A 22,763-nucleotide genomic window follows, 5' to 3' on the forward strand; every position below is an offset into this window, starting at 1 on the left:
GCTACCTGACCGGCGCTCTAGGGCATCCGGATGACCGGGAGGTCGAACCAGAGGTACTTGCCGGACTCCACCGACACCGCGCCCCAGCTGCCGGCCAGGGCGTCCAGGACGAGCAGGCCGCGGCCGCCCTCGGCGTCCGGGTCGGCCTCGCGGCGCTGCGGCAGGGTGGTCGACGTGTCCGAGACCGAGGCGTGGACGAGGCCCGGCCGCAGCTCGACCAGCAGCCACACCGGTGGCCGCCCGTACTTGACCGCGTTGGTGACGAGCTCGCTGACCAGCAGCTCGGCGGTGCACCGCGTGTCGTCGGGCAGGCCGGTCAGAACCAGGCACTCACGGAGGACCCGCCGCGCCTGCGGGACGGCGGACGGCAGGTAGGGCAGCTCGGCGAGGATGTGCGTGGCCGGTGGGCGACACGAGCTCGCCTGCCGCACCACGTTCATCGGAACCGACGTAGGACTCATCGATCACCATGTCTGAACGGGGACATCCCGGACCGCCTACCCATCGGATCGCCTGAGCAATCTCCTACGCGGTGTTGTGTGACGAACGTCCGGCAATGGCGTTGGGGCCATTGGCGGGTGTTGTGTCATCGGTGCTCCAACCAGTTCACCACACCGGCGAACCGCCTTCACTCCGGGGCGTCGCCGGGCGGTGAGCGACCGGTCCGCGACGGGCCGGCGAGCGGCCGGTCCGCGAGCGGCCGGCGAGGGCCGGCCGGGACCGGGGTCAGTCCGCGACCCGGGTGACCAGGATCGCGACGTCGTCGCGCAGGTTGCCGCCGGCGAAGCGCTCGGCGGCTGTGAGCACCCGGTCGGCCACCCCCTGCGCGGACAGGCCCGCACAGCCGGCGACCGCGTCGACCAGCCGTTGGTCGCCGAACAGCTCACGCCCGCGGCGCGCCTCCACCACCCCGTCGGTGTACAGCACCAGGGACTCCCCGGCGTGCAGGTGCAGGTCCAGGCCGGGGAAGGACGTCTCGTCGTCGTCGAGCACGCCCAGCAGCGTGCCTGTCCGGCCGACGAGCGAGGCCGTGCCGTCCTTGTGCAGGACGACCGGCTGCGGGTGGCCGGCGAGGTGCAGGCGCAGCCGGGCGCCGTCGGTCTCGGACGGCAGCAGCGACGCGGCGGCCAGCGTGCAGAACCGGCCCTGCCCGTTCGGGTGCGAGGTGGCGGTGTCCCGCAGTGCCCGGTTCAGCTCGACCAGCAGCTCCTCGAGGTCCGCGCCCCGCCCGGTGAGCAGGCGGAGCACGGCACGGGCCACACCGGTGACGGTGGCGGCCTCCGCGCCCTTGCCGCAGACGTCGCCGATGGCCACCGTCCAGCCGGTCGGGCCGGAGATCAGGTCGAAGAAGTCCCCGCCGACGTCCAGGCCGGCGGACTGCGCGGCGCCGTAGGCGGAGCCGAGATCCATCCCGGGGATGCGGGGCAGCGCCGGCGGGCGCAGGCCGGCCTGCAGGGTGCCGGCGAGCTCCACCTGGCGGCTGTAGAGCCGGGCGTTGTCCACGGCGAACGACGCGCGCCGGGCCAGGTCCGCGAGCAGGTCGATCTCGTCCGCGAGGAAGGTGTGCCCGGCCGAGCGGCCGAGCGCGAGCACGCCGAGCACCCGCCGGCGCGCCTGCAGGACGACGACGAGTGCCGGCCCGCCGAACGCCGTGACGGTCTGCACCTGGTCCCCACGGGCGGCGCGTACGGCGGCCATGAGCGCGCCGTCCGGGTCGACGGCGGCCTCGTTCAGCGCCGCGGTCTCCGACTCCTCGGCATGCCCGACCGCCTGGAGCTTCGGGCCGGCGTCGTCCCGGTTGAGGTACACCGCGCACCACTGCGCGAGGCGGGGGACCGGCAGCCGGGCGAGCAGCGTCAGCGAGTGGGTGAGATCCAGGCTGCCCGCGAGCAGGTCGGACGCCTCGGCGAGGAAGGACAGCATCCCGATGCGGCGCTCCTCCGCGCGCCGCATGTCGCCGCCGCCGAGCGCCAGCGCCATCCACCGCGAGACGAGCTGGATCCGCTCGATGTCGAACGGGTCGCGGTCGAATTCGGCGTGGTGGACGGCGGCGTGGTGGGCGCCGTTGCCAGGCTCATGGCCCGCGCCGGGCTCGCCGGGCACGCCGGCCGGACGGTCGTCCGCGGCGCGGTACGGCCACAGCAGGAGCTCGCCGAGGCTGTCCTGCGTCGGGTCCAGGGCGAACACCCGGGCGTCGGCGCTCGGCCCGGTACGCCCGAGCGTGGCCACCGTCTCGGTGCGCACACCGTCCTGCGAGGGGCGCTGTACCCGGCCACCGACGGCCGGGACGGCGTCCAGCAGCTGGGCGAGCAGTTCGGAGACCTCGCCCTCGGCGGTCAGCGCCCGCGCGGTGTCGCGGGCCAGCAGCCGGGGCATCCGGGTCGACATCGCCGTTGGCGCCCGGGCCGTCACCGTGGTGGTACCGGCGCCCGCGCCGGCGGTGGTCATCAGGAGATCGTCGACAGGCGACGCGCCGAGCGGGCCCGGAGGAGGGCCCGAAGGTGTGGGCTGTGGGGGTACCGGATCGTGGGTGATGCTCGGCGCGGAATGGACGTCGTCCAGCGAGGCCGACCGCCGCGGGTCCTCCCGCCGCCGGGATTCCAGCCGGAACCAGACCGTCTTCCCCCCGGCCACGTGCTCCGTTCCCCAGGAGCTGGCGAGCGCGTCTACGAGGGCCAGCCCGCGTCCGTCCTCACGCAGGCCGTCGATGCCGGCCGTGCCGCCGCCGATCGTCTCGAACCCTTCAAGTCCTTCCAGGCTCTCCAGGCTTTCGATGTCCTCGTCGGGGTCGGTGGGCTGCGGCCGGCGCACGGCCGTCTCGCGCCGGCCGACGCCGATGCGCACGGGATGGCGGTCGCCCACGGCCACCCGCACGCTGCCGTGCTCCTCGGCGACGTCGACCGTCGCGACCGTGCCGGCGTGCACGACCACGTTGGTGACCAGCTCGGTGACCAGCAGCAGCGCCGAATCCAGCGTGTCCTCGTCCAGCCTGCCGCGCAGCGTCTCCTGCACGAACCGCCGCGCCGACCGGGGTGAGTCGGCGGTCGGCGGGAGGGCGACCGAACGCGGTGGAGTGCGCCGGTCTCCGGCCTGTGCCGCGGGGTCGGCGTTCATGTGGCTCAGTCTCTCCTGCGTTGTCCTCGGTAAGGCGGATACTGGCGGCTGGTGCGTTCGGTCCGAGCGCTCTTGTCATGAAGTTGTGCAGCGTGAAGTTGCTCAGCTGGGGACAAAAGTCCACGGCAGAACCACAGTCCGGATCGACCGCACGACACCATCACACCTCCCCTCCACGGATGCATTCCGCACCACTGACCGCCCCACGCCCGTCCGCCGCCGGATCTGGACCACACTGCCGACGGCCCCCCGTGGGCCGGCGCCCCACAAGCCGGACCACCAGCGACCCGACGACCAGCGACCCGACGACCAGCGACCCGACGACCAGCGACCCGACGACCAGCAGCCCGACCACCAGCGACCGAACCCGCACAGGCCAGTCCCGTCCGATCCCCAGGAGCCAGCCGAACGGATGCGAGCCGCATGGACACCGACCCGACAGCCGCCGACCCGACAGCTGCCCGCCCTCCGCCGGCAGCGGCCCGGGCCTGGTCGCGCACCCCACGGGGTGGTCACCGAACCCACCGACGTCGGTGCCGGAGTCGTTTTGAAGCGGTTCGCAGCCCCGATAATTCCACCGTCACAGGCAAGGTAGGAGACTGATGAGCGCCGACGCGAGCCCCGACCGCCAGCAGTTCCCCGCGAGTGCCGGGGATTCCGGTGGCCCGCCCGCGGGCGCCACGGCCACCCTGCCGGTGAACGCCGCGGTGAACAGCACGGGCACGGGCGCCGCCACGGGGCCCGGCGGTGGCACGGACGCCCTGCTCTCCAGCCTGCTCACCGGGCTCGACCGGCTCGTCGACGGCGAGTTCGGCGTCCGGCTGCCGATCGGTGACGGCGTCGGCGGGGACGTCGCCCGCCGGTTCAACGAGCTCGCCGGGATGCAGGAGCGGCACGCCCGCGAGGTTTCCAGGGTGAGCAAGGTAATTCGACGTGACGGTCGTCTCACCCTGCGAATGGACGACCTTGGTGGCAGTGGCGGCTGGGACGAGCTCACGCTCTCGGTGAACTCGCTCATCGACGACCTGGCCCGGCCCACCCACGAGGTCGCCAGGGTCATCGCCGCGGTGGCGGAGGGTGACCTCTCCCAGCAGATGGCGCTGGAGATCGCCGGGCAGCCGGTGCGTGGCGAGTTCCTCCGGATCGGCACAACCGTCAACACGATGGTGGACCAGCTCTCGTCGTTCGCCGACGAGGTGACCCGGGTGGCGAAGGAGGTCGGTACCGAGGGCAACCTCGGTGGCCAGGCCAAGGTCATGGGGGTCTCCGGGGTCTGGCGGGACCTGACCGAGTCAGTGAACTCGATGGCCGGCAACCTGACCAGCCAGGTCCGCAACATCGCCCAGGTGACCACGGCGGTGGCGCAGGGTGACCTGTCGCAGAAGATCACGGTCGACGCGCGCGGTGAGATCCACGAGCTGAAGTCGACCGTCAACACGATGGTGGACCAGCTCTCCGCGTTCGCCGACGAGGTCACCCGAATGGCCAAGGAGGTCGGCACCGAGGGCAAGCTCGGCGGCCAGGCCCAGGTCAAGGGTGTCTCCGGGGTGTGGCGTGATCTCACCGACTCGGTGAACGTCATGGCCGGCAACCTCACCACCCAGGTGCGCAGCATCGCCGAGGTCGCCGCCGCGGTGGCCCGCGGTGACCTGACCCGCCAGATCACCGTCGACGCCCGCGGCGAGGTGGCGGGTCTCGCGCACACCCTGAACACGATGGTCGACCAGCTCTCGTCGTTCGCCGACGAGGTGACCCGGGTGGCCTGGGAGGTCGGTACCGAGGGCAACCTGGGTGGTCAGGCGCACGTTCGGGGGGTCTCCGGGGTCTGGCGGGATCTCACCGAGTCGGTGAACTCGATGGCCGGCAACCTGACCAGCCAGGTCCGCAACATCGCCCTGGTCGCGACGGCGGTGGCCCGCGGTGACCTCTCGCAGAAGATCACCGTCACCGCGCAGGGTGAGATCCTCGAGCTCAAGGAAACCCTGAACACCATGGTCGACCAGCTCTCGTCGTTCGCCGACGAGGTGACCCGGGTGGCCAAGGAGGTCGGCACCGAGGGCAACCTGGGTGGTCAGGCGCACGTTCGGGGGGTCTCCGGGGTCTGGCGGGATCTCACCGAGTCGGTGAACTCGATGGCCGGCAACCTCACCGGCCAGGTCCGCAACATCTCCGCGGTGACCAGGGCGGTGGCCCGCGGTGACCTCTCGCAGAAGATCACCGTCACCGCGCAGGGCGAGATCGCCGAGCTGAAGGACACCGTCAACACGATGGTCGACCAGCTCTCGTCCTTCGCGGCCGAGATCACCCGGGCCGGCCGCGAGGTGGGCGTCGAGGGCAAGCTGGGCGGCCAGGCCACGGTCGCCGGTGTCGCGGGCACCTGGAAGGACCTGACCGACAACGTCAACCAGCTCGCGTCGACGCTGACGATCCAGCTCCGCGCGATCGGTGACGTGTCCACCGCGGTGACCCGCGGTGACCTGACCCGCTCCATCACGGTGGAGGCCGAGGGCGAGGTCGCCGAGCTCAAGGACAACATCAACCAGATGATCGCCCGGCTGCGGGAGACCACCGAGGTCAACGCCCAGCAGGACTGGCTCAAGTCGAACCTGGCCCTCATCGGCAGCAAGATGCAGGGCCAGCGCGACCTCTACACCGTCTGCCAGATGATCATCAGTGAGATGACGCCGGCCGTGAACGCCCAGCAGGGCACGGTCTACCTGCTCGACTTCATCGAGGGCGACAAGCTGCGCTACGTCGCCGGCTACGGCTCGGTGCCGCGGCGCCGCTCGGACGGCACGTTCCTGTTCGGCGAGGGCCTCATCGGCCAGGCGGCGCTGGAGAAGAAGCGCATCCGGGTCGAGGACGTGCCCGCCGGCTACCTCAACATCCGCAGCGGCCTGGGCGAGGCGCCGCCGTGCGACCTGGTCGTCGTTCCGGTCATCTTCGAGAACCAGGTTCTCGGTGTGATCGAACTGGCCTCTTTCACCCCGTTCTCCGACCTGCACCTCACGCTCGTCGACCAGCTCGTCGACACCATCGGCGTCGTCCTGAACACGATCATGGCGAACGCCCGCACCGAGGAGCTGCTCGCCCAGTCGCAGCGGCTGACCCAGGAGCTGCGCTCGCAGTCCGTCGAGCTCCAGCGCACGAACAACGAGCTGGAGGAGAAGGCGGCGCTGCTGGAGGAGAAGAACCAGGAGATCGAGCTGGCCCGGATCGGGCTCGAGGAGAAGGCCGAGCAGCTCGCGCTGTCCTCGCAGTACAAGTCGGAGTTCCTGGCGAACATGAGCCACGAGCTGCGCACCCCGCTGAACAGCCTGCTCATCCTCGCCAAGCTGCTGGCCGACAACCCCGACCACAACCTGAGCCAGAAGCAGATCGACTTCGCCGAGACGATCCACTCCGCCGGCTCGGAGCTGCTCGGGCTGATCAACGACATCCTCGACCTCTCCAAGGTCGAGGCCGGCAAGATGAACGTCGACGCCGGCCCGGTGCGCACCGCCGCGCTGTGCGACGCGGTGGCGGGCGTGTTCGGGCCCACCGCCGAGGAGAAGGGCCTCACCTTCGAGATCAGCGTCACCGAGGACGTGCCGGACGAGTTCGTCACCGACGAGCAGCGCATCCAGCAGGTGCTCAAGAACCTGCTGTCGAACGCGGTCAAGTTCACCGACGCCGGCACCGTCCGGCTGGACGTCGCCGTCGCCTCGCCCGACACCCCGTTCGTCGCGCCCAGCCTGCGCTCGGCGCCGATGGTGCTGTCCTTCGCCGTCACCGACACCGGCATCGGGGTCGCGGCCGAGAAACTCAGGATGATCTTCGAGGCCTTCCAGCAGGCGGACGGCACGACCTCGCGCCGCTACGGCGGTACCGGCCTGGGGCTGTCGATCAGCAAGGAGATCGCCCGCCTGCTGGGCGGGTCGATCGCCGTCTCCAGTCAGATCGGGCAGGGCAGCACGTTCACCCTGTTCGTCCCGTCGGTGATGCCTCCGGAGGCACCCGCGGGCCCCCACCCCGGCGAGCCCGACGGCGTCCTCATGATCGTGGACGGTGCCGTCCAGCCGCGGTCACGGGCCGACGGCGGGGACGACGGTCGTGGGCCGGTGCTGGCCGGCGTCGAGCGGGCCGCGCTCGTCCCGGCGGAGCGCAGGCCGGCGGCGCCGGAGTCGCCCGGTGACGCGGCGCACCGGGAGAGCGCCGGCCCGGCTCCTGCCGGCACGTCCAACGGGGCGGGCACCGGCAGGCAGCGTGACGGCGAACGGGCCTACGGAGCGCCCGGCCGGCCCGTCGAGCCCAAGGCGGCCCGCCGATTGTCGCGCACCTCGTGGTCGGGCCGCGGCGGCACCGACGCAGCCGGCGACCGGACGCCCGCCGAGGGCACCCCGTTCCTCACCGACCCACAGGCGCCCGCGCGGCCGCCGACGACGAACCTGGACGGCGGCGACCCGCTCGTGGGCGCCAGCATCCTGGTGGTCGACGACGACGTCCGCAACGTGTTCGCCCTGACCAGCGCGCTGGAGATGCACGGCATGCGGGTGCTCTACGCCGACAACGGCCACGACGCCATCCGGATGCTGCAGCAGGACAACGCGCCGGTGCACCTGGTGCTGATGGACGTCATGCTCCCGGGCATGGACGGCAACGAGACCACGTCGGAGATCCGTGCGATGCCGGCCTTCGCGGCGCTGCCGATCCTCGTGCTGACCGCGAAGGCGATGCCCGGTGACCGGGAGAAGAGCATTTCCGCCGGTGCGAGCGACTACATCACCAAGCCGGTAGACCTTGATCACCTCCTCGGAGTGATGCGGTCGTATCTGTGATGATCAGATCGCGTATGGTGCGCATTCGGGTATGTGTCGACGGGCCGGTGCTGGACCGGACATGCCGATCGGCGATGGTTGAGCAGTGGTGCCATCACCACGAACACCCAGGCCGACCGGCGAAGGAGGAGGCAGGCGGGTGACCGAGCGGACCGGCGGTCCTGTCGACACCGAGGGCGCGTCGAACACTGAGCGGCCCCGGAGCAAGATCCTCCTGGTGGACGACCGACCCGACAACCTGATGGCGCTGGAGGCGATCCTCGCCTCCCTGGACCAGGATCTGGTGACCGCGTCCTCGGGCGAAGAGGCGCTCAAGCGCCTGCTCATCGACGACTTCGCGGTCATCCTCCTCGACGTCCAGATGCCTGGAATGGACGGCTTCGAGACCGCGCACCGGATCAAGCAGCGCGGGCGGACGCGGGACACTCCGATCATCTTCCTGACGGCGATCGACCGCGAGCCGCACCACGCCTTCCGGGGTTACGCGGTCGGCGCGGTGGACTACATCGCCAAGCCGTTCGATCCCTGGCTGCTGCGGGCCAAGGTGAGCGTCTTCGTCGAGCTGTTCGAGAAGAACGAGCGGCTGGCCGAACTCGCCCACCAGCGGGTGCGCGACTTCGACCTCATCACCGAGGTCGCCGAGCGCCTGATCGCGCTCGACGTGCTCCTCGACGGCGCCGCGACGTCGAACGAGGAGACGCTCGCCGCCGCGAGCGCCGAAGTGCGCGGCCTGGTCTCGCGGCTGCGGCCCTTCGCGCGCTCGACGGGCGGCCAGGTCGAGTAGCCGCTGCCGGCGCCGGCCTGCGCCGGCAGCGGCGGGGCCGGTAGTTGCCCGCCGACTGGCGGGTTGCCGTTTCGTCCCCCTGCCGTGTGCGCCGACGGTAAGGTCCCTCGTACCGGGAGTGGTCGCGAGGGGGCGGGTCGATGGCGGGCGGCGACCCGCACGCGATCGCCGCCGAGGATCTGCCCCGGCTGCGGCTGCCCTACGCCGACGGTCTGATCACCATCGACCGGGTCCGCCGCTTACCCGACTCCCCGGTCTGCCGGGTGCGGCCCGGCGACCCGGCGGAGGGCTCGGTCGTCACGCTGGTCGACTTCGTCATGGCCGACCCCGCCCAGGCCGCCCGCACGGCCACCGCCCTGGTGCGGGCGGCCGACCTGACGGCCGTCGCCGTGCACGCGCTACGCGCCGACAGCCGCCGCGGCGCTCGCGGTCTGCTTCGCGGGCCGGGTCCGCGATGCCCGGGCCGGCCGCGGCCTGTCGGTGCGGATCGTCGTCGCGGACCATCGCCCGGAGCTTTCCGGCCCGCCGCCCGGCAGTGCGGGTGTCGTCGCCGTCGGTGGTGCCCGTGGCCCGGCCGGTGCCGGTGCCGCCGGTGACGCCGGTACGGGGCTGATTCGGGTGCCGCACATCGTGGCCATTCATGACTGGCCGAATGGTCCGAGTGGTCCGCAGGGTGGTCCGAAGGGGCCTGTGGGGGTGACGGACCGGGTGGTGTGGGAAATCATGAGCGCGGACCAGCATCGGGCGTGGCTGGGTGGGGTTCCCGGCCCGGATCGGGATGGTCTGGAGCATCACCTGGGCGGGCTCGTCGCGCTCGCCGGGCTGGTAAGGGCGCCAGGTGCGCAGGTCCCGCACCGCGAGGAGGTTCTCCGTGCGCTCGCTGGTGGCCCGTTGACGACCGAGGCGGTGCACCGCCACCCGGGCCCGTTGCTCGCCGCCGCGGCCGTCCTCGGGAACCGCGAAGCGTAACCAGGCCGCGTAGGCGCCCGACCGCGCCGATAACATGCGGTTGCGCCCGACGCGCCTGCGACATCCCGTTACGGGGTTTCACAAATATTTCGGAGGTGTCGAATCTGTGGTCATTGCCCGGCGACACCTCGAACGTTCGCGCGGCAATCAACCGGTTTCGATCGGTCCGTATGCTGTAGAACGTCAGCTCCTCGAGGCCGGAACCGGGCCGGTCTATCTCGGGCGGGATCCCGAGGGCGGCCAGGTGGCCATCAAGGTGATCAGCGCGGCGTTCGCTCGCGACCATGATTTCCGCCGCAGGCTGCGCGCCGATCTCGAGACTGTCCGCGCACTGGCACCTCCGTGCCTGGCGGACATCATCGACGCCGACACATCCGCCCATCCGCCGTATGTCGTCACCGAGTTCGTGGACGCTCCGACCCTGGCAGCGACGGTCGCGCAGGGCGGTCCGCTGGCGGTGCCCGACGTTCGCCGGCTCGCCGTGGCGCTCGGTTCGGCGCTGACGGGGCTCCATGGTGCCGGTCTCGTCTTCGGTGACCTTAAACCGGCGAATGTGGTGCTTTTCGAGGGTGGAATCCGCCTCGTCGACTTCGGGTTGTCGCGAGTTCTGAACACCGTTGCCCTACCGGGTCGCGGCGGATCAGGGCCCGGGATGGGTACCCCCGCATTTATTACCCCGGAGCATGTCCTGGGGCAGCCGCTCACGATGGCGTCAGACGTCTTCACGTGGGGTGGAGCAGTCCTCTTCGCCGCGACCGGACGGCTGCCGTTCGGTAACGGATCACCGCAGGTTCTGTTGCAACGTGCGGTCTATGCGGAACCTGACCTCACCGGTTTGGACCCGGTACTACGCGACGTAGTCAGCGCCACGATGCGTAAGGATCCCTCCCGCCGACCCGGCGCCGCGGAGCTGCTCGAGGTGCTCGGACGACTCGTCGGGGGCCTCCCGGCACCCACGGGCCTGGATCCGCTCGAGATCGCCGTCGCGGCGGCCGTAAGCGCCGCCGCCCCGCCCACCGAGACGCCCGCCGCCCCGCCTGACGAGATGTCTGCGGTCGAGGCACCTGCCGACACCGCTGGCGTCGTCCCGGCGGCCGCTGTGGCAGTCGCCGAGGCCGCCGAGCCCGCCCCGGTGCCGGCGAGCGCGCCGGACGCGGTTGTCGCTCCGGATCCGACGCCCGACTCCGATGCCGAGCCCGCGCCCGCGTCTGCGGCCCCGGCGGAGTCTGAGACGGAGGTCGAACCCGAGGCCACGGCCGAGTCCGAGCCCACGGCCGAGTCCGAGCCCACGGCCGAGTCCGAGCCCACGGCCGAGTCCGAGCCCACGGCGGAGTCCGAGCCCACGGCGGAGTCTGAGACGAAGCTTGAACTCGGGCCCGAGGCCTCGCTCGAACCTGAGCCCACGGCGAAGTCCGAAGCGAGGCCCGAGCCTGAGAGCGGTCCCGGGGCTGGCACCGGGGCGGCGGCCAGCGCTGCCGCCGAGCCCGGGATCGGAAGGCCGCCGGCTCAGTCTTCGGAGGTGGCCCAGTCTTCGGAGCCGGCCCAGCCATCGGAGCTGTCGGAGTCCACTGCGCCGGCCGACGGACGTCGACGGCCTGACGGGCACTGGTTGTTTCGGCTGTTCATGGCGGGGATCGCCAGTCTCGCCGTCCTGACCATGGCGGTCGAGATCACGGGGGCTGTCCGGGCCCAGGCCGCGGTGCGGGCGTCCAAGGCCACCGCCGGTCAGGCGCGCGCCCTGCTGGAGCGTCAGCCGGACCTCGCCGGCCAGCTCGCCGCGGCGGCCTACGAGATCGCTCCGACCGCGGCGGCCGGCGAGGCGCTCATCGCCGCGGCCGTCCGTCGGAGCGGCCACCTGCCCGGCGACGTCCGCGACCTCGCCGTGGCCCCGGATGGCAGCAGCATCGTCACCGCGGGCGACACCGGTGCCGGCCTCTGGAACCTCACCGACCCGTCCGCCAACCGTCGCATCACCGCGTTCCCCGTTGACGGGCCCGCGGTCAGCGCTGTGGGCTACGTGTCGCCCCCCGGGCGGACGGCCGCCGCCGGCCAGATCATCGTCACCGCGGCCCGCCCGGCAGGCGCGGGCGAGAGCAAGGTCCAGCTGTGGCGGGTGACGCCGGACGGCGCGGTCGAGCGGCTCGGCGTGCTCGCCGGGCACACCGGCACCGTCGGCGAGATCGCGGTGAGCCGGGCCGGCGACGCGATCGCCACCGGCTCCTCGGACGGCATGCTCCGGCTGTGGGACGTGGCCGACCCACGCGCCCCCGCCGAGCTCGCCGTCCTGCGGACACCCGGGCCGATCACCGCGTTGGCGTTCTCCCCGGGCGGGGACCAGATCCTGGTCGGCGGGGCCGCCCGCCTCTCGCTGTGGTCGCTGCATGATCCGCGTCAGCCGCGCCGGCAGGGCCTGCTGCACGGCGAGGGCGTGGTCGCCGGCGCGTCCTACTCCCCGGACGGCCGGACGCTCGCGGTAGCCACCACCGGCCTGCCGGACGCCGCGACGGAGCCCGGGGCGACCACCGGCGTTCCGATGGCGGTCGCCTCGTCCCTGGCGCCGCCGGAGAAGTCGCGGTCCGTGGTGGAGATCTACCGGCCGGGGGACCCGCGGGGGCTGCACCGGCTCACCTCCTTCGCCCCCGCGAGCGGCGCGGGAATGGTGGCCTTCTCACCGGACGGGCGGGCACTCGCGGTGGCCGCCGCGGCGGGCGGCGGCGACGTCGGCGTCTGGGACATGTCGAACCCGGCCCGGCCGCGCCCCCGGCTCATCCTGCCCACGCCCGCGGCACCCTCCGACTCCGCCGGACCCTCCGACTCCGCCGGACCCTCCGACCTCGCGGCGCTCGCGATCGCCGGGTCGGCGCCCGCCTCACCCGAACCGGCGGCGCTCGAATCGGCCACGCCCCAACCGGTCAGCCTCGCGCCGACCGCGCTCGCCTTCGCCGACGGCCCCGTCCGGACACTCGCCGTCGCCGACGGGAACGGCGCGCGCGTGTGGGATCTCGACCCGCGGACCGCGCGGGACCAGGTCTGCGGCCGGGCCCAGGCCGAGATCACGAGGCGGGACTGGCGCAGGTACATCCCCGACCGCCACTACTCGCCGCCCTGCCTCCGGAACTGACCACCGACCGGGACACCGCCCCGACCCTCCGGCCCTGCCTGGGCCGGCCCAGCGCTGCGCCCGACCCCGACCCCGCCCGAACCTCCCTGGTCGGTCCCGCCCGCCTTCCGTGAGCGGCGCTGCCCGGTGTGTCCGTGTGACTTCGTCCGGTTGCGGTCGACAGATACCTCTGTTGCAGAGGAATATAAGGGTGTGGAGATCGCGAGCCGGCCAGGACGGATGTCCGGTGCGGCCGGTGCCCTGCTGCGGGAGCCCGCCCAGCCGGCCAGGATCCGTGAGTCGTCGCTGGCGACCGTGCTTGCGGTCGGCACCGTCTGCATCGGCAGCTTCCTGGGCCAGCTCGACGCCAGCATCGTCACGATCGCGCTCGCCGACCTGCGTGCCGACTTCGGCGTGTCGCTCGGCCTGGCGACCTGGGTCAGCCTTTCCTACCTGGTGACGCTGGTCGCGACCATCGCCGCGCTCGGCCGGCTCGCCGACATGTACGGCCGCAAGCTGCTGACCCTGTACGGATTCGCCCTGTTCACGGTGGCCTCGGTCGGCGCCGCCCTGGCCCCCGGCATCGGGGTGCTCATCGTCTGCCGGGTCGCGCAGGCCCTCGGCGCGGCCATGCTGCAGGCGAACAGCGTCGCCCTGATCGCGACGACCGTCGAGCCGAGGCGTCTCACCGCGGCGCTCGGCGCCCAGGGCGCCGCCCAGGCGTTCGGGCTCTCGCTCGGGCCGTTGGCCGGCGGTCTGCTGCTCGAGCTCGGCGGGTGGCGGTGGGTCTTCTGGGCCCACATACCCGCGGGCGTGCTCGGGTTCGTGCTCGGCGTCCTGTTGCTGCCCCGCACGAGGGCGCACGCGCCGCGGACGCCGTTCGACTGGCGGGGCCTGGCCCTCCTGATGCCCACGGTGTCGGCCGTGCTGCTCGCGCTGTCGGTCGGCGAGTCCGCCCGCTCGGTCGGCCCGCTCGCCGCCGTCGGCGGGCTGGTGCTGGTCGCGGCGCTCGGCGGGGTGCTGTTCGTCCGCCGTGAGTCGTCCGCCGCGAGCCCGATGGTCGACCTGCCGCTCGTGCTGCACCGGGCGGTCGGGCCGCGGCTGGCCGCGGGGACGCTCTCCTTCCTCGTCCTGTTCGGCCTGCTGCTCACGATCCCGCAGAACTCCGACGACGGCGCCGTGGCGGTGGGCCTGCTGCTGGCGACCCTGCCGATCGCGATCGGGGTCGCGGCGCCGGTCGCGGGCACGCTCGTCACCCGGCTCGGCGTCCGCGCGGTGACGTCCGGCGCGATGGTGTGCGTGGCCGGCGGCCTCGGCCTGCTGGCGGCGGGGGGGAGCGGCCCGGCTGTCGGCGTGCCCTCGCTGGCGCTGATCGGCTGCGGGCTCGGCCTGTTCACCCCGTCCAACAACGGCGCCGTCATGGCTGCCGTGCCGGCACAGCAGAGCGGGATGGCCAGCGGCGTGGTGAACATGACCCGAGGGCTCGGCACAGCCCTGGGTGTTTCGGTGTCGGCTCTCGCCTACGCGGCGGGTGGCTTCGTCGCGACGATGCTGCTGCTCGCCGCGATCGCGCTCGGCGGGGCACTGCTCGCCGCCACAGCCGCCGCGCCCACGCTGCCGGGCAGCGGGCTGCCGCGTCAGCGCGAGAACGACCGCGCGGCGCCGTAACCGGGCCCGATCTCCGGCTGGCCGGCGCGGGACGTCCACCGCCACTGCACCGAGATGCGCCCGCCCACGTACCCGGGGACCCGGGGCACCGCGTGCAGCCAGTCGGCCTGCGCGCGCCCGCCGAGCACGAGCAGGTCGCCGCCAGCCGGGGCGAGGTCGCGGCCACCGGGAGCCATCGGGTCGTTGAGGATGCGGCGGCCGGGCGGCAGGTGCCGGGACTTCACGAGGAACGGCCGGCGCGCGCCGAGGGTGAGGATCGCGATTACCGTGTCGTCCAGCCAGCGCATCTCGCGGTCGCGGTGGAAGGCGACGGCGTCGTTCCCGTCGCGGTACCAGGACATCCCGTAGCCGTCGAAGTCGACCCCGTAACGGCGCCGCAGCGCGCGGTAGGCGTCCAGCAGGGCGGGGAAGGGCACCGGGTGCCCGCTGCGGATGAAGGCGCTCAGCCGCGGCTCGGTCACGTGGCGCTCGTAGCGCCACATGGTTCCCTGCCGCCAGGAGGTGCCGTCCCGGACGGCGTCGTAGAGCTCGTCCGCCCCGGACATCCAGCCGCGGGCGACGTCCACCCAGGAGTGGTCGTCGAGGCGCACCCGCTCGAACACCGCGGACGGGTCGACGCCGGGGATGACCCGCCGGCCGTCGTCACCGGTCATCGCCCGACGCTACCTCCGTCCGCACAGGGCCCGGAGGCGGCGGGGTCGAACCGTGCGGGATGACCGGACGCCGGGCTTCCGCGGGCGTAACCTCCCGGTTGTCATGACGGTAGATCAGCATGCCAACGCCGTGGGCCTCACCGAGGTCGTCACCCGGCTGCGGCGGGTGCTGCGCAGCAGCATCCGCGCGGACATCCCGTGGGAGTCGCTGCCCATGGCACAGGTGGAGCTGCTCCAGTGTGTCGCCGAGCGGGACGGCACCCGGGTCGGTGAGCTCGCCGGGCTGCTGCGGCTCGCGCCGAACTCGGTCTCGACGCTGGTCGCCCAGCTCACCGATGCCGGCCTCGTGCGGCGCGAGCGGGATCCGGCGGACCGCCGGGCCGTGGCCCTGCGGCTCACCGAGGCGGGCGAGCAGGCGCTCACCGGATGGCTGCAGGCGCACGAGCGGCGCATCGGCACCGCCATGGAGCTCCTCGCCGACCACGACCGCGACGCGATCATCGCCGCGTTGCCGGCCCTCGGCCGCCTGGTCGAGGCGCTCGGCGACCGCCCCCGCCCGCCCAACGAGTGAGATCACCCGGGACGGCCTGGTCAGTGGGATCGGTCGATGTTCCCGGCCTCAGGACCGGACGAGGCGGGCGATGGCCGCGGTCGCCTCGCGGACCTTCTCGTCCGCCGCGGGCCCGCCCTCGGCGACGGCCTGGGCCACGCAGTGCGCGAGATGATCGGACAGCAGGCCGAGCGCCACGGACTGCAGGGCCCGGGTGGCCGCGGACACCTGGGTGAGGATGTCGATGCAGTACTTGTCCTCGGCGACCATGCGTTGCAGGCCGCGGACCTGGCCCTCGATCCGCCGCAGCCGGGCGGTGTACTCGTCCTTGCTGTTTGCGTAACCGTGCTGCGACTTTCCGTGATCGGAGTGGGGTGGGGTTGGTCGGCTCCCGTCCGGCTGGCTCTCGTCCGACCGGCCCGCCTCCGGTTGGCTCGCCTCCGGTCGGCCCAGCTCCGGTTGGCTCTGAGCCGCCCGGTCCTGAGTCGTCTGGCTGACTTCGGCCTTCACTCGCACCGCCCGCCCCACGCCGTCACCCCGGAGATACCCCCCAACGGTACGTGCGAACAGGGGTGACCGTCGAGGTCAGCCCAGGGGGCCCAGCAGTTCGACCCGGACGCCCCGGTCGTCCAGCGCCTGGCGGACCCGCGGCCCCGCGTTGCGCAGGCGCAGCCGGGAGCCGCAGCGGGTGGCATGCCGGCTCATGGCTCCGAGCAGCACCGCTCCCAGTGGATCGGCGTCCCGCACGCCGGCGAGATCGACGATGATCTCCCGCTGCCCGAGGGCGGCCGCCCTCGCGACGGCGGACCGCGCCGCGCTCGCGGCGCTCGCCACGAGCAGCCCGGACAGGTGGATGACGGCACCCTCCTCCCAGAGCTCGACACGGGCCGAGAGGGGACACGCCGAGGGGCGGGGCTCGACGGCGGAGAGCGCGGCAGCGGCCACCACCCTGCCCCCGGCGGCGACCACCGCAATCGCGGCGGTGCCCGCGATTGCGGTGGTCGGTGTGATCTCGGCCGTGGCCACCGGGCCGGGTGGCGCCGCCCCGGAGGCGCGCAGCGGTAGCGCCCCGGGTGGGGCCCCCGTCGGTGGGGCCGCCGTGACCGGCACGAGTGCCGTCGAAGGCCCTGCCGCACGGCCGGCATGGGTGGTGAGAGTGCCGGCTTCTTTGCCGATGGTGAGCGTCACGTCGTCTCCGAAGGGAGCGAGGTCGCGGTAGACGCGCGAGAGTTACCCCAGGTTCCTGCCCGGTAAGTATCGCGCCCTCTCGTGACGGAAACCAATGCCGAAAGTCACCTTGTGTTGTGCCGGCAGCACGTGTATAGCGTGTCACATTTACGAGCGTCGGCCTGGTCGGAGCTGGTAAAAGCGCCGGTGTCTCAGGCCAGGATCTCCGCCGCGACGTCGGTGGCGGCGGGGAGCAGGAGGGAATGGGAGCCCGCGCCGACCGGCAGGCCGCTGCACCGGTGCAGCAGCTCGGCCGGCGCCGCCAGCAGCTCGTCGCCCCCCGCCGGAGCCAGCAGGGTGACACCGAACGGCAGGCCCGCCGCGAATCCCACCGGAACAGCCACCGCGGCCAGGTCCAGCAGGTTCGCGAACGTCGTGTACCGGCCGAGGCTCGCGTTGAGGCGGATCGGGTCGGCGAGCATCGCGTCGATCCGGTACGTCGTCGGAACGGTCGGCACCACGACCATGTCGACGTCCACCCACGTCCGCTCCGCGCTGCGCCGTAGGGCGCGCAGCCGGGTCAGGCCGCGGAACACCTCGGCGCCGGTGATTCCCGCGCCCGGTTCGAGAACCGCCCGGATGACGGGATGCACCGGGTCCGCCGGGCCGGCGTCCGGGACCGTCTGAAGGAACGCCTCCACGGCGGCGTACCGCTCCGCCAGCCACGGGCCGCCGTAGAGCAGGGTGCCCGCCTCCAGGAACGGGCCGAGGTCGATCTCCGTCACCTCGGCGCCCCCGTCGGCGAGCAGGCCCACGCCGACGCCGAACACGGCCGCGGCGCCCGCGTCGCCGAGGAAGTCGAGCTGATCGGCCCGGGGCACGCCGATCCGCGGCCGGACCGGCTCCGGCACCTCGGCCCGCGGCACCTCGGCCCGCGGCGCTCCGGTCCGCGGCGCTACGCCCGGCGCCGGGCTTCCGAGCCCGGGGAACCGGCGGGAGTACGGGTCCTCCTCGTCGTAGCCGCTCATCACCGACAGCACGCGGTAGGCGTCGGGTACGGAGAGCGCGAAGACGCTCGGGCAGTCCAGCGAGCGGCAGGCGGGCACCACGCCCCTTGTGCTCACCAGCCCGCGGGACGGCTTGAGCCCGACGGTGTTCGTCAGCGCCGCCGGCACCCGGCCCGAGCCGGCGGTGTCCGTGCCGACCGCGAACGTGACCAGCCCGTCCGCGACGGCCACACCGGATCCCGAGCTCGACCCTCCGGCGATCATGTACGGGTCGAACGGGGACGAGGGGATCCCGTAGGGGGAGCGGGTGCCGGACAGCCCCGTGGCGAACTGGTCGAGGTTGGTCTTCCCGACGCAGACCGCGCCGGCCGCGAGCAGCCGGGCGACCGCCGGCGCGGTGCCCGCCGGGAGCCGGCTGAAATCGGGGCAGCCGGCCGTCGTGGGCAGCCCGGCGACGTCGATGTTGTCCTTCACCGCGAACGGCAGCCCGAACAGGGGGGGCAGGCTGGGCCCGGTCCCGGCCGTCGTCCCGGGCTCGGGCCCGAGCCCGTCGGGGCCGGCGTGTCCGAGGCGTGCGCTCGCCAGCAGGACGTCCAGCTCGGTGGCCCGGCGCATCGCCTCCGCGCGGGGCACCAGGGTGATCCACACTCCGTCGTCGCCGCGTGCGGCGATCCGGTCGTAGACGCCGTCCACCACCTCGCGCACGCTCAGCCGTCCCGCGAGGTAGCCGGCGCGCAGGACGTCGGCCTGCAGGTCCGGTGGGGTGGGGCGGCGCGTGCTCCGGTCGCTCACCGGGCGGTTGCTCACCGGGCGGTCGCTCAGGCCGCCGCGAGCGCGGCCGAGACCGCGTCCCGCACCGCCGCCGAGGTCGCGACGGCGCCGAACACCCCGCCCTGCATCGTCACCATGTGCAGGGCCGCCCGGTGATTGGCGGGGTCGGTCGCGCCCGTGCAGTCCGAGAGGATCAGGCACTCGTAGCCGCGGTCGTTGGCGTCGCGCATCGTCGTGTGGACGCAGACGTCCGTGGTGATGCCCGTCAGGATGATGTGGGTGATCCCGCGCCGGCGCAGCACGAGGTCGAGGTCCGTGGCGTAGAACGAGCCCTTGCCCGGCTTGTCGATGATCACCTCGCCGGGCAGTGGCGCGACCTCGGGGACGATCTCCCAGCCCGGCTCGCCGCGGGTGAGGATGCGCCCGCGCGGGCCCGCGTCGCCGATCCCGGCGCCGATCCGCTTCGAGCGCCACAGCTTGTTCGGCGGGCAGTCGGACAGGTCGGGGCGGTGCCCCTCCCGGGTGTGAATGATCATGAAGCCCAGGGGACGCAGCACCCCGAGCAGCGCCGCCGTGGGGGCCAGGCCCGCCCGGGTGAGCTCGAGATCGTACCCCATCGTGTCGACGTAGCCGCCATCGCCGCAGAAGTCGACCTGCCAGTCGATGTTGATGACGGCGGTGGTCGCGGGGCTGAACGAGCCGTCGTAGGGCCAGTTGTAGGGCTCGGCGGTGACGGGCCCCACGGTGAGACCACCGCTCGCGGGGGCCACGGGTTCGGTCGTGACGGTCATCTGCTCCTCCTCGGCCGTCCAGGTCTCTCGTCGGCACAGCGTTTTCCGCCGGCGCAGCGTTTCCCGTCGGCGCACCGTGCTAGGTGGCCGAGCGGGGCGGACGTCCGCGGTTCAGCACCATCTGGGTGATGGCCCGGGCCGCCCGCCGCTCCACGACCTCCATCGACTCGCCGACGTGGCTGCGCAGCGCCCGCACACCCGCCTCCATCTCCCCGGCGAGCACCTTCTCGAGGATGTCGAGATGCTGGGTGATGGTCAGATCGATCCGGTCGGCGGTCAGGAAGTCGTACATCCGCACGGGGCGGATCCGGGCGTTCACAGCGTCGAGCATGTTCGCGAGCTCGCCATTGCCGGACGCCCGGCTGAGCGTGATGTGAAAGTTCTCGTCCAGGGCCACAAAGGCCGGGTCGGGCGTGGGGGGATCGGCGCGTAGCGCCCGCCAGTCGTCGCGCAGCGGTTCGAGCAGTGCGGCCTGGTGCGCCGCGCCGGACTCCAGCGCCCGCTGCAGCCCGCGCAGCTCCAGCGTGACCCGGATCTCGTACAGGTCGCGCAGCCCGGCGAGGTCGGGTTCGGCGGGGTAGTAGCCGCCGTCCTGCCGCTTCTCGACCAGGCCGTCTCCGGCGAGCCGGGTCAGGGCCTCGCGTACCGGTGTCCTCGACACTCCCAGCAGCGCGGCGACGCGTTCCTCTCCCAGGCGGTCCCGGAAGGAGAACTCCCCTGACATGAGCCGATGGCGCAGCGCGACGTAGACATGGTCCCGCAGGTTCCCCGAGCCGGAGGCCCGGGTGGTTGGCGACGGTGTCATGACGCCGAGCATCTGCCATGGACGGCGCGGACGTACCACCCGCCCGCCGTCCCACCGGTGACCCGCCTCGCGGGGCACGCGGCGCGGGGCCTTGCCGGGATCGCGGCACAGGCAGCAGTGCAGGTCGTGGTGCCGGCCGCGGCGGGTGTGTGGCCGGGCCCGGCCCGCGGTGGCGGGCGGAGCACCCGTCCGCGGCTTTCTGCATACCGAGCTGTATACAGTGTCGTGTACATGAAAGTGAAGGTAGAGACGAAGAATTTTCTGATCAACACTCGCGCAGTTACATTCACACGTCGACGGTTAAGTACCCGTTAATCGAGGGTGCGGAAGGTGGCCGGATGGAGCCGCGCGGCGCGCACGGGACCCGCAGCACCCCCCAGGGCGGCAGCGCGCAGGGAAGCGTCCCGCAGGGCGGCCCCGCCCAGGGTGCTGTCGCCGCCGGCCGTGGCGCCGGGACTGCCGCGGGCCCGGCCTTCCTCCTGCTGCACGGCACCGCGACGACCGGGGCGGTGTGGTCGGGTGTGCGCGCGGCACTCGCCGGCCGGGAGGTGCACGCTCCGGACCGCCCGTCCACCGGCGAGCTGGCCGCGGAGATCGCGGCACTGGCGCCGTCCGTGGCCGGCCGGGTGCTCGGGGGAGTCAGCGGCGGCGCCACCCTCGGTCTCGCGATGCTCGCGGCCGGCGTCCCCATGGTCGCCGCCGTGCTGCACGAGCCGGCGGTCGGCTCGCTCGTCCCGGGGCTGCTCACCCCGATGGCGGAGGCGTTCGCCTCGGGCGGGGTGACGGCGTTCGGGCAGCGGCTCTACGGCCCGTGCTGGCGGCCGGGGCACGCGCCGGCCGACATCGCGATGGTGGAGCGCGACCTCGAGATGTTCCTCGGCTTCGAGCCGGGCTCACCGCCCGTGGGGGCGCCACCGGTCCTGATCACCGTCGGCGCACAGTCACCGCCCGTGCGGCATCGCGCGGCCGCGGCGCTGCGGGCCCGGTTCGATCTTCCCGTCCGGGTGCTGCCGGGGTGCGGTCACGCCGTCCACCTGGAAGCGCCGGAGCTGTTCGCCGCGCTGCTCGCCGAGACCGCGGCCGGCCTCCCACACTGATCCGCCGGCGCTGAGCGGCAGGTGCTGGGCCGCCTGCGCTGATCCGCCTGCGCTGATCTGCCTGCGCTGAGCGGCCGGGTCAGCGTTCGACGTGGTGGGGCGGCAGATCCGCCAGGAGACGGGCTAGGTCGGCGTCGGCCTCGTTCTCGTCGAGCAGGGTCTCGTCGCCCCAGCCGATCTCCCGCTCGTCGCTGGGGAGCTCGTGGTCGGGCAGCGGCGCGTCTCCCATGAGGATCTCCTCCGATCGCCATGCGGCCCGGTGGCCGCTCGGTCTGTGCGGGGCGGTCCTGTCCGGCCGGTGTCCTCGCGAGCGGCGGCACCGGCGGCGGGGCCAATCTACCGGCGCGGCCCCGCCGGACGGGGCAGACGACACGGCCCGCCACCGGTCCCGTTCCGACGCTCATCTTCGGGCCCCGGGCCCCGAAGCCCGGGGCCCGGGGAACCAGGCCAGCCCCTTGGTGGCACTAGGGGTGAGCCTCGTCGCACGGGCGGGTCGGGCGGGCGGCGGCCGCCGCGCGGTCGGCTGGTGCGCGGTCGGCGAGCGTCGCGGTAAGCGCCGCCGCCATCGCGCCGACGATCACGCGGTGGGTGGCCTGCCCGCCCGCGCGGTAGGCGTCGCGCTCCCGCTGGGACCAGGCCCGTTCGAACAGGCCGGGCTCCGCGGGCTCGGTGGCCAGGACGGCCCGCAGCGAGGCCCGGTACCTGGCCACCAGCAGCGGCGGTTCGCCGTACGGATTCTCGTCGTAGGCCTCGTCGCGGTCTATCAGCTCACGGATCTCGTCGCCGCCGATCGGCCGTCGCGGCCGGTGCTCTGCCGACGGATGTGCTGCGGGTGGGTCTGCTGGGGGCATGGTTTCCTCCTCGGCCATTATTTGTCGACAAGCAAAAACGACCCTAGCGAGGTTCTTGGACAAGAGCAAAGTGGTTACGATGTTCGCTGTGGACGACGGTGAGCAGTTGGTAGGCATCGGGGACATCGCGTTCCAACTCAAGATCACGCGACAGGCCGTGGACTACTGGACTCGCAAGGACGCCAAGTTTCCGGAGCCTCTGCAGGTCATCAACGCGCCGGCCGGCAGTGGGGCCAAAGGAACCAGGGTTTGGCGCAAGCGTGAGGTCGACGCCTGGATCGTGGAGCACTACCGGCGGCGCAAACAGTAGTGGCATGCGCGGCCGGTATGGCTGATCGAGGTACGGCTGATCCCGGCGCGGTCGCGGTGGCCGGGATGCCGTGCGGTGTCAGGGATCCCGTACACAGGGAGCCTTGATCGCAAAAACGGGCAATACGCCCGAAACGCCCACGACAAGTGTCGCCGGGTATGTGATTCGACCCGCTCAAGCGGAGCGCGGTCTCCGATCTCGTGGATCGACGGTATTCGGTACCCGAGTTCGCCGTGGTGGTCCGTTAGTGCGGCCGGGCGCCTTCCGGTAACCGGTCGCGTGACGCCGCCGCCGTCTTGAACGCGTGCG

19 protein-coding genes are annotated in these 22,763 nt (G+C 72.9%); 9 read left to right on the forward strand and 10 right to left on the reverse strand.

What is annotated here, in order from left to right; translation table 11 throughout:
- Positions 1-17: 17 nt before the first annotated feature.
- Together E0504_RS29165 and E0504_RS29170 are read right to left on the reverse strand one after the other, a co-directional pair.
- Positions 18-461, reverse strand: coding sequence for an ATP-binding protein (locus E0504_RS29165; protein WP_112106978.1), 444 nt, complete (start codon positions 459-461; stop codon positions 18-20).
- Positions 462-726: 265 nt separating this feature from the next.
- The gene (locus E0504_RS29170; RefSeq protein ID WP_112106977.1) at positions 727-3,114 is read right to left on the reverse strand and encodes a SpoIIE family protein phosphatase; all 2,388 of its coding nucleotides are present in this window, start codon (positions 3,112-3,114) and stop codon (positions 727-729) included.
- A gap of 602 nt (positions 3,115-3,716) precedes the next feature.
- Here E0504_RS29170 and E0504_RS29175 point away from each other — a divergent pair.
- The 6 genes from E0504_RS29175 to E0504_RS29195 all read left to right on the forward strand — a co-directional run bounded on the left by E0504_RS29175 (position 3,717) and on the right by E0504_RS29195 (position 14,452).
- Positions 3,717-7,931, forward strand: coding sequence for a HAMP domain-containing protein (locus E0504_RS29175; protein ID WP_131626161.1), 4,215 nt, complete (start codon positions 3,717-3,719; stop codon positions 7,929-7,931).
- A 139-nt stretch (positions 7,932-8,070) separates the two neighbouring features.
- Positions 8,071-8,715, forward strand: coding sequence for a two-component system response regulator (locus E0504_RS29180; protein ID WP_071060049.1), 645 nt, complete (start codon positions 8,071-8,073; stop codon positions 8,713-8,715).
- 140 nt (positions 8,716-8,855) lie between these two features.
- Positions 8,856-9,311, forward strand: coding sequence for a hypothetical protein (locus E0504_RS52330; RefSeq protein WP_243657667.1), 456 nt, complete (start codon positions 8,856-8,858; stop codon positions 9,309-9,311).
- Between the two features lie 100 nt (positions 9,312-9,411).
- Positions 9,412-9,684, forward strand: coding sequence for a hypothetical protein (locus tag E0504_RS52335; protein ID WP_243657668.1), 273 nt, complete (start codon positions 9,412-9,414; stop codon positions 9,682-9,684).
- A gap of 106 nt (positions 9,685-9,790) precedes the next feature.
- Positions 9,791-12,805, forward strand: coding sequence for a protein kinase (locus E0504_RS29190; RefSeq protein WP_131626162.1), 3,015 nt, complete (start codon positions 9,791-9,793; stop codon positions 12,803-12,805).
- Positions 12,806-12,997: 192 nt separating this feature from the next.
- The gene (locus E0504_RS29195; protein ID WP_131626163.1) at positions 12,998-14,452 is read left to right on the forward strand and encodes an MFS transporter; all 1,455 of its coding nucleotides are present in this window, start codon (positions 12,998-13,000) and stop codon (positions 14,450-14,452) included.
- On the opposite strand, the gene E0504_RS29200 is transcribed toward E0504_RS29195, so the two are convergent.
- Positions 14,422-15,105 carry an alpha-ketoglutarate-dependent dioxygenase AlkB gene (locus E0504_RS29200; protein ID WP_071060053.1) on the reverse strand — a complete coding sequence of 228 codons (684 nt, stop codon included), beginning with the start codon at positions 15,103-15,105 and terminating at the stop codon, positions 14,422-14,424. The two genes, E0504_RS29195 and E0504_RS29200, sit on opposite strands and share 31 nt — an antisense overlap.
- Positions 15,106-15,208: 103 nt before the next feature.
- Between E0504_RS29200 and E0504_RS29205 the strand changes: the two genes are divergently transcribed.
- The gene (locus tag E0504_RS29205; protein ID WP_071060054.1) at positions 15,209-15,676 is read left to right on the forward strand and encodes a MarR family winged helix-turn-helix transcriptional regulator; all 468 of its coding nucleotides are present in this window, start codon (positions 15,209-15,211) and stop codon (positions 15,674-15,676) included.
- A gap of 48 nt (positions 15,677-15,724) precedes the next feature.
- Here E0504_RS29205 and E0504_RS54375 read toward each other — a convergent pair whose 3' ends face one another.
- The 5 genes from E0504_RS54375 to E0504_RS29230 all read right to left on the reverse strand — a co-directional run bounded on the left by E0504_RS54375 (position 15,725) and on the right by E0504_RS29230 (position 20,196).
- Positions 15,725-16,165, reverse strand: coding sequence for a metal-sensitive transcriptional regulator (locus E0504_RS54375; protein ID WP_373693951.1), 441 nt, complete (start codon positions 16,163-16,165; stop codon positions 15,725-15,727).
- Between the two features lie 75 nt (positions 16,166-16,240).
- The gene (locus tag E0504_RS29215) at positions 16,241-16,843 is read right to left on the reverse strand and encodes an STAS domain-containing protein (RefSeq protein WP_112104993.1); all 603 of its coding nucleotides are present in this window, start codon (positions 16,841-16,843) and stop codon (positions 16,241-16,243) included.
- Between the two features lie 191 nt (positions 16,844-17,034).
- Complete coding sequence (locus E0504_RS29220) at positions 17,035-18,621, reverse strand: allophanate hydrolase (protein ID WP_243657670.1); 1,587 nt, start codon at positions 18,619-18,621, stop codon at positions 17,035-17,037.
- 26 nt (positions 18,622-18,647) lie between these two features.
- The gene (locus E0504_RS29225) at positions 18,648-19,391 is read right to left on the reverse strand and encodes a cysteine hydrolase family protein (RefSeq protein ID WP_020458328.1); all 744 of its coding nucleotides are present in this window, start codon (positions 19,389-19,391) and stop codon (positions 18,648-18,650) included.
- A 79-nt stretch (positions 19,392-19,470) separates the two neighbouring features.
- The gene (locus tag E0504_RS29230) at positions 19,471-20,196 is read right to left on the reverse strand and encodes a GntR family transcriptional regulator (RefSeq protein ID WP_112104996.1); all 726 of its coding nucleotides are present in this window, start codon (positions 20,194-20,196) and stop codon (positions 19,471-19,473) included.
- Between the two features lie 338 nt (positions 20,197-20,534).
- Here E0504_RS29230 and E0504_RS29235 point away from each other — a divergent pair, with 338 nt between their 5' ends.
- Positions 20,535-21,293: an alpha/beta fold hydrolase gene (locus tag E0504_RS29235; protein ID WP_083390726.1), complete on the forward strand. Its 759-nt coding sequence runs from the start codon at positions 20,535-20,537 to the stop codon at positions 21,291-21,293.
- 79 nt (positions 21,294-21,372) lie between these two features.
- On the opposite strand, the gene E0504_RS50550 is transcribed toward E0504_RS29235, so the two are convergent.
- Positions 21,373-21,522 (reverse strand): hypothetical protein, encoded by a 150-nt coding sequence (locus tag E0504_RS50550; protein ID WP_020458332.1) that lies wholly within the window; start codon positions 21,520-21,522, stop codon positions 21,373-21,375.
- Positions 21,523-21,757: 235 nt separating this feature from the next.
- Positions 21,758-22,144: a hypothetical protein gene (locus E0504_RS29240; protein ID WP_020458333.1), complete on the reverse strand. Its 387-nt coding sequence runs from the start codon at positions 22,142-22,144 to the stop codon at positions 21,758-21,760.
- Positions 22,145-22,223: 79 nt separating this feature from the next.
- On the opposite strand from E0504_RS29240, the gene E0504_RS29245 reads away from it, so the two are divergent.
- Positions 22,224-22,454, forward strand: a complete 231-nt coding sequence (locus E0504_RS29245) for a hypothetical protein (RefSeq protein WP_195905892.1) — start codon at positions 22,224-22,226, stop codon at positions 22,452-22,454.
- Positions 22,455-22,763: the final 309 nt, after the last annotated feature.

It is taken from the genome of Parafrankia sp. BMG5.11, assembly GCF_004337455.1.

Bases quoted from the DNA above. Each gene is read 5' to 3' on its own strand.
- E0504_RS29165 (WP_112106978.1), bottom strand. From the start codon at position 461: ATGAGTCCTACGTCGGTTCCGATGAACGTGGTGCGGCAGGCGAGCTCG.
- E0504_RS50550 (WP_020458332.1), bottom strand. From the start codon at position 21,522: ATGGGAGACGCGCCGCTGCCCGACCACGAGCTCCCCAGCGACGAGCGG.
- E0504_RS29235 (WP_083390726.1), top strand. From the start codon at position 20,535: ATGGAGCCGCGCGGCGCGCACGGGACCCGCAGCACCCCCCAGGGCGGC.
- E0504_RS29200 (WP_071060053.1), bottom strand. From the start codon at position 15,105: ATGACCGGTGACGACGGCCGGCGGGTCATCCCCGGCGTCGACCCGTCC.
- E0504_RS29240 (WP_020458333.1), bottom strand. From the start codon at position 22,144: ATGCCCCCAGCAGACCCACCCGCAGCACATCCGTCGGCAGAGCACCGG.
- E0504_RS52330 (WP_243657667.1), top strand. From the start codon at position 8,856: ATGGCGGGCGGCGACCCGCACGCGATCGCCGCCGAGGATCTGCCCCGG.
- E0504_RS29205 (WP_071060054.1), top strand. From the start codon at position 15,209: ATGACGGTAGATCAGCATGCCAACGCCGTGGGCCTCACCGAGGTCGTC.
- E0504_RS29170 (WP_112106977.1), bottom strand. From the start codon at position 3,114: ATGAACGCCGACCCCGCGGCACAGGCCGGAGACCGGCGCACTCCACCG.
- E0504_RS29175 (WP_131626161.1), top strand. From the start codon at position 3,717: ATGAGCGCCGACGCGAGCCCCGACCGCCAGCAGTTCCCCGCGAGTGCC.
- E0504_RS29230 (WP_112104996.1), bottom strand. From the start codon at position 20,196: ATGACACCGTCGCCAACCACCCGGGCCTCCGGCTCGGGGAACCTGCGG.
- E0504_RS29225 (WP_020458328.1), bottom strand. From the start codon at position 19,391: ATGACCGTCACGACCGAACCCGTGGCCCCCGCGAGCGGTGGTCTCACC.
- E0504_RS29245 (WP_195905892.1), top strand. From the start codon at position 22,224: ATGTTCGCTGTGGACGACGGTGAGCAGTTGGTAGGCATCGGGGACATC.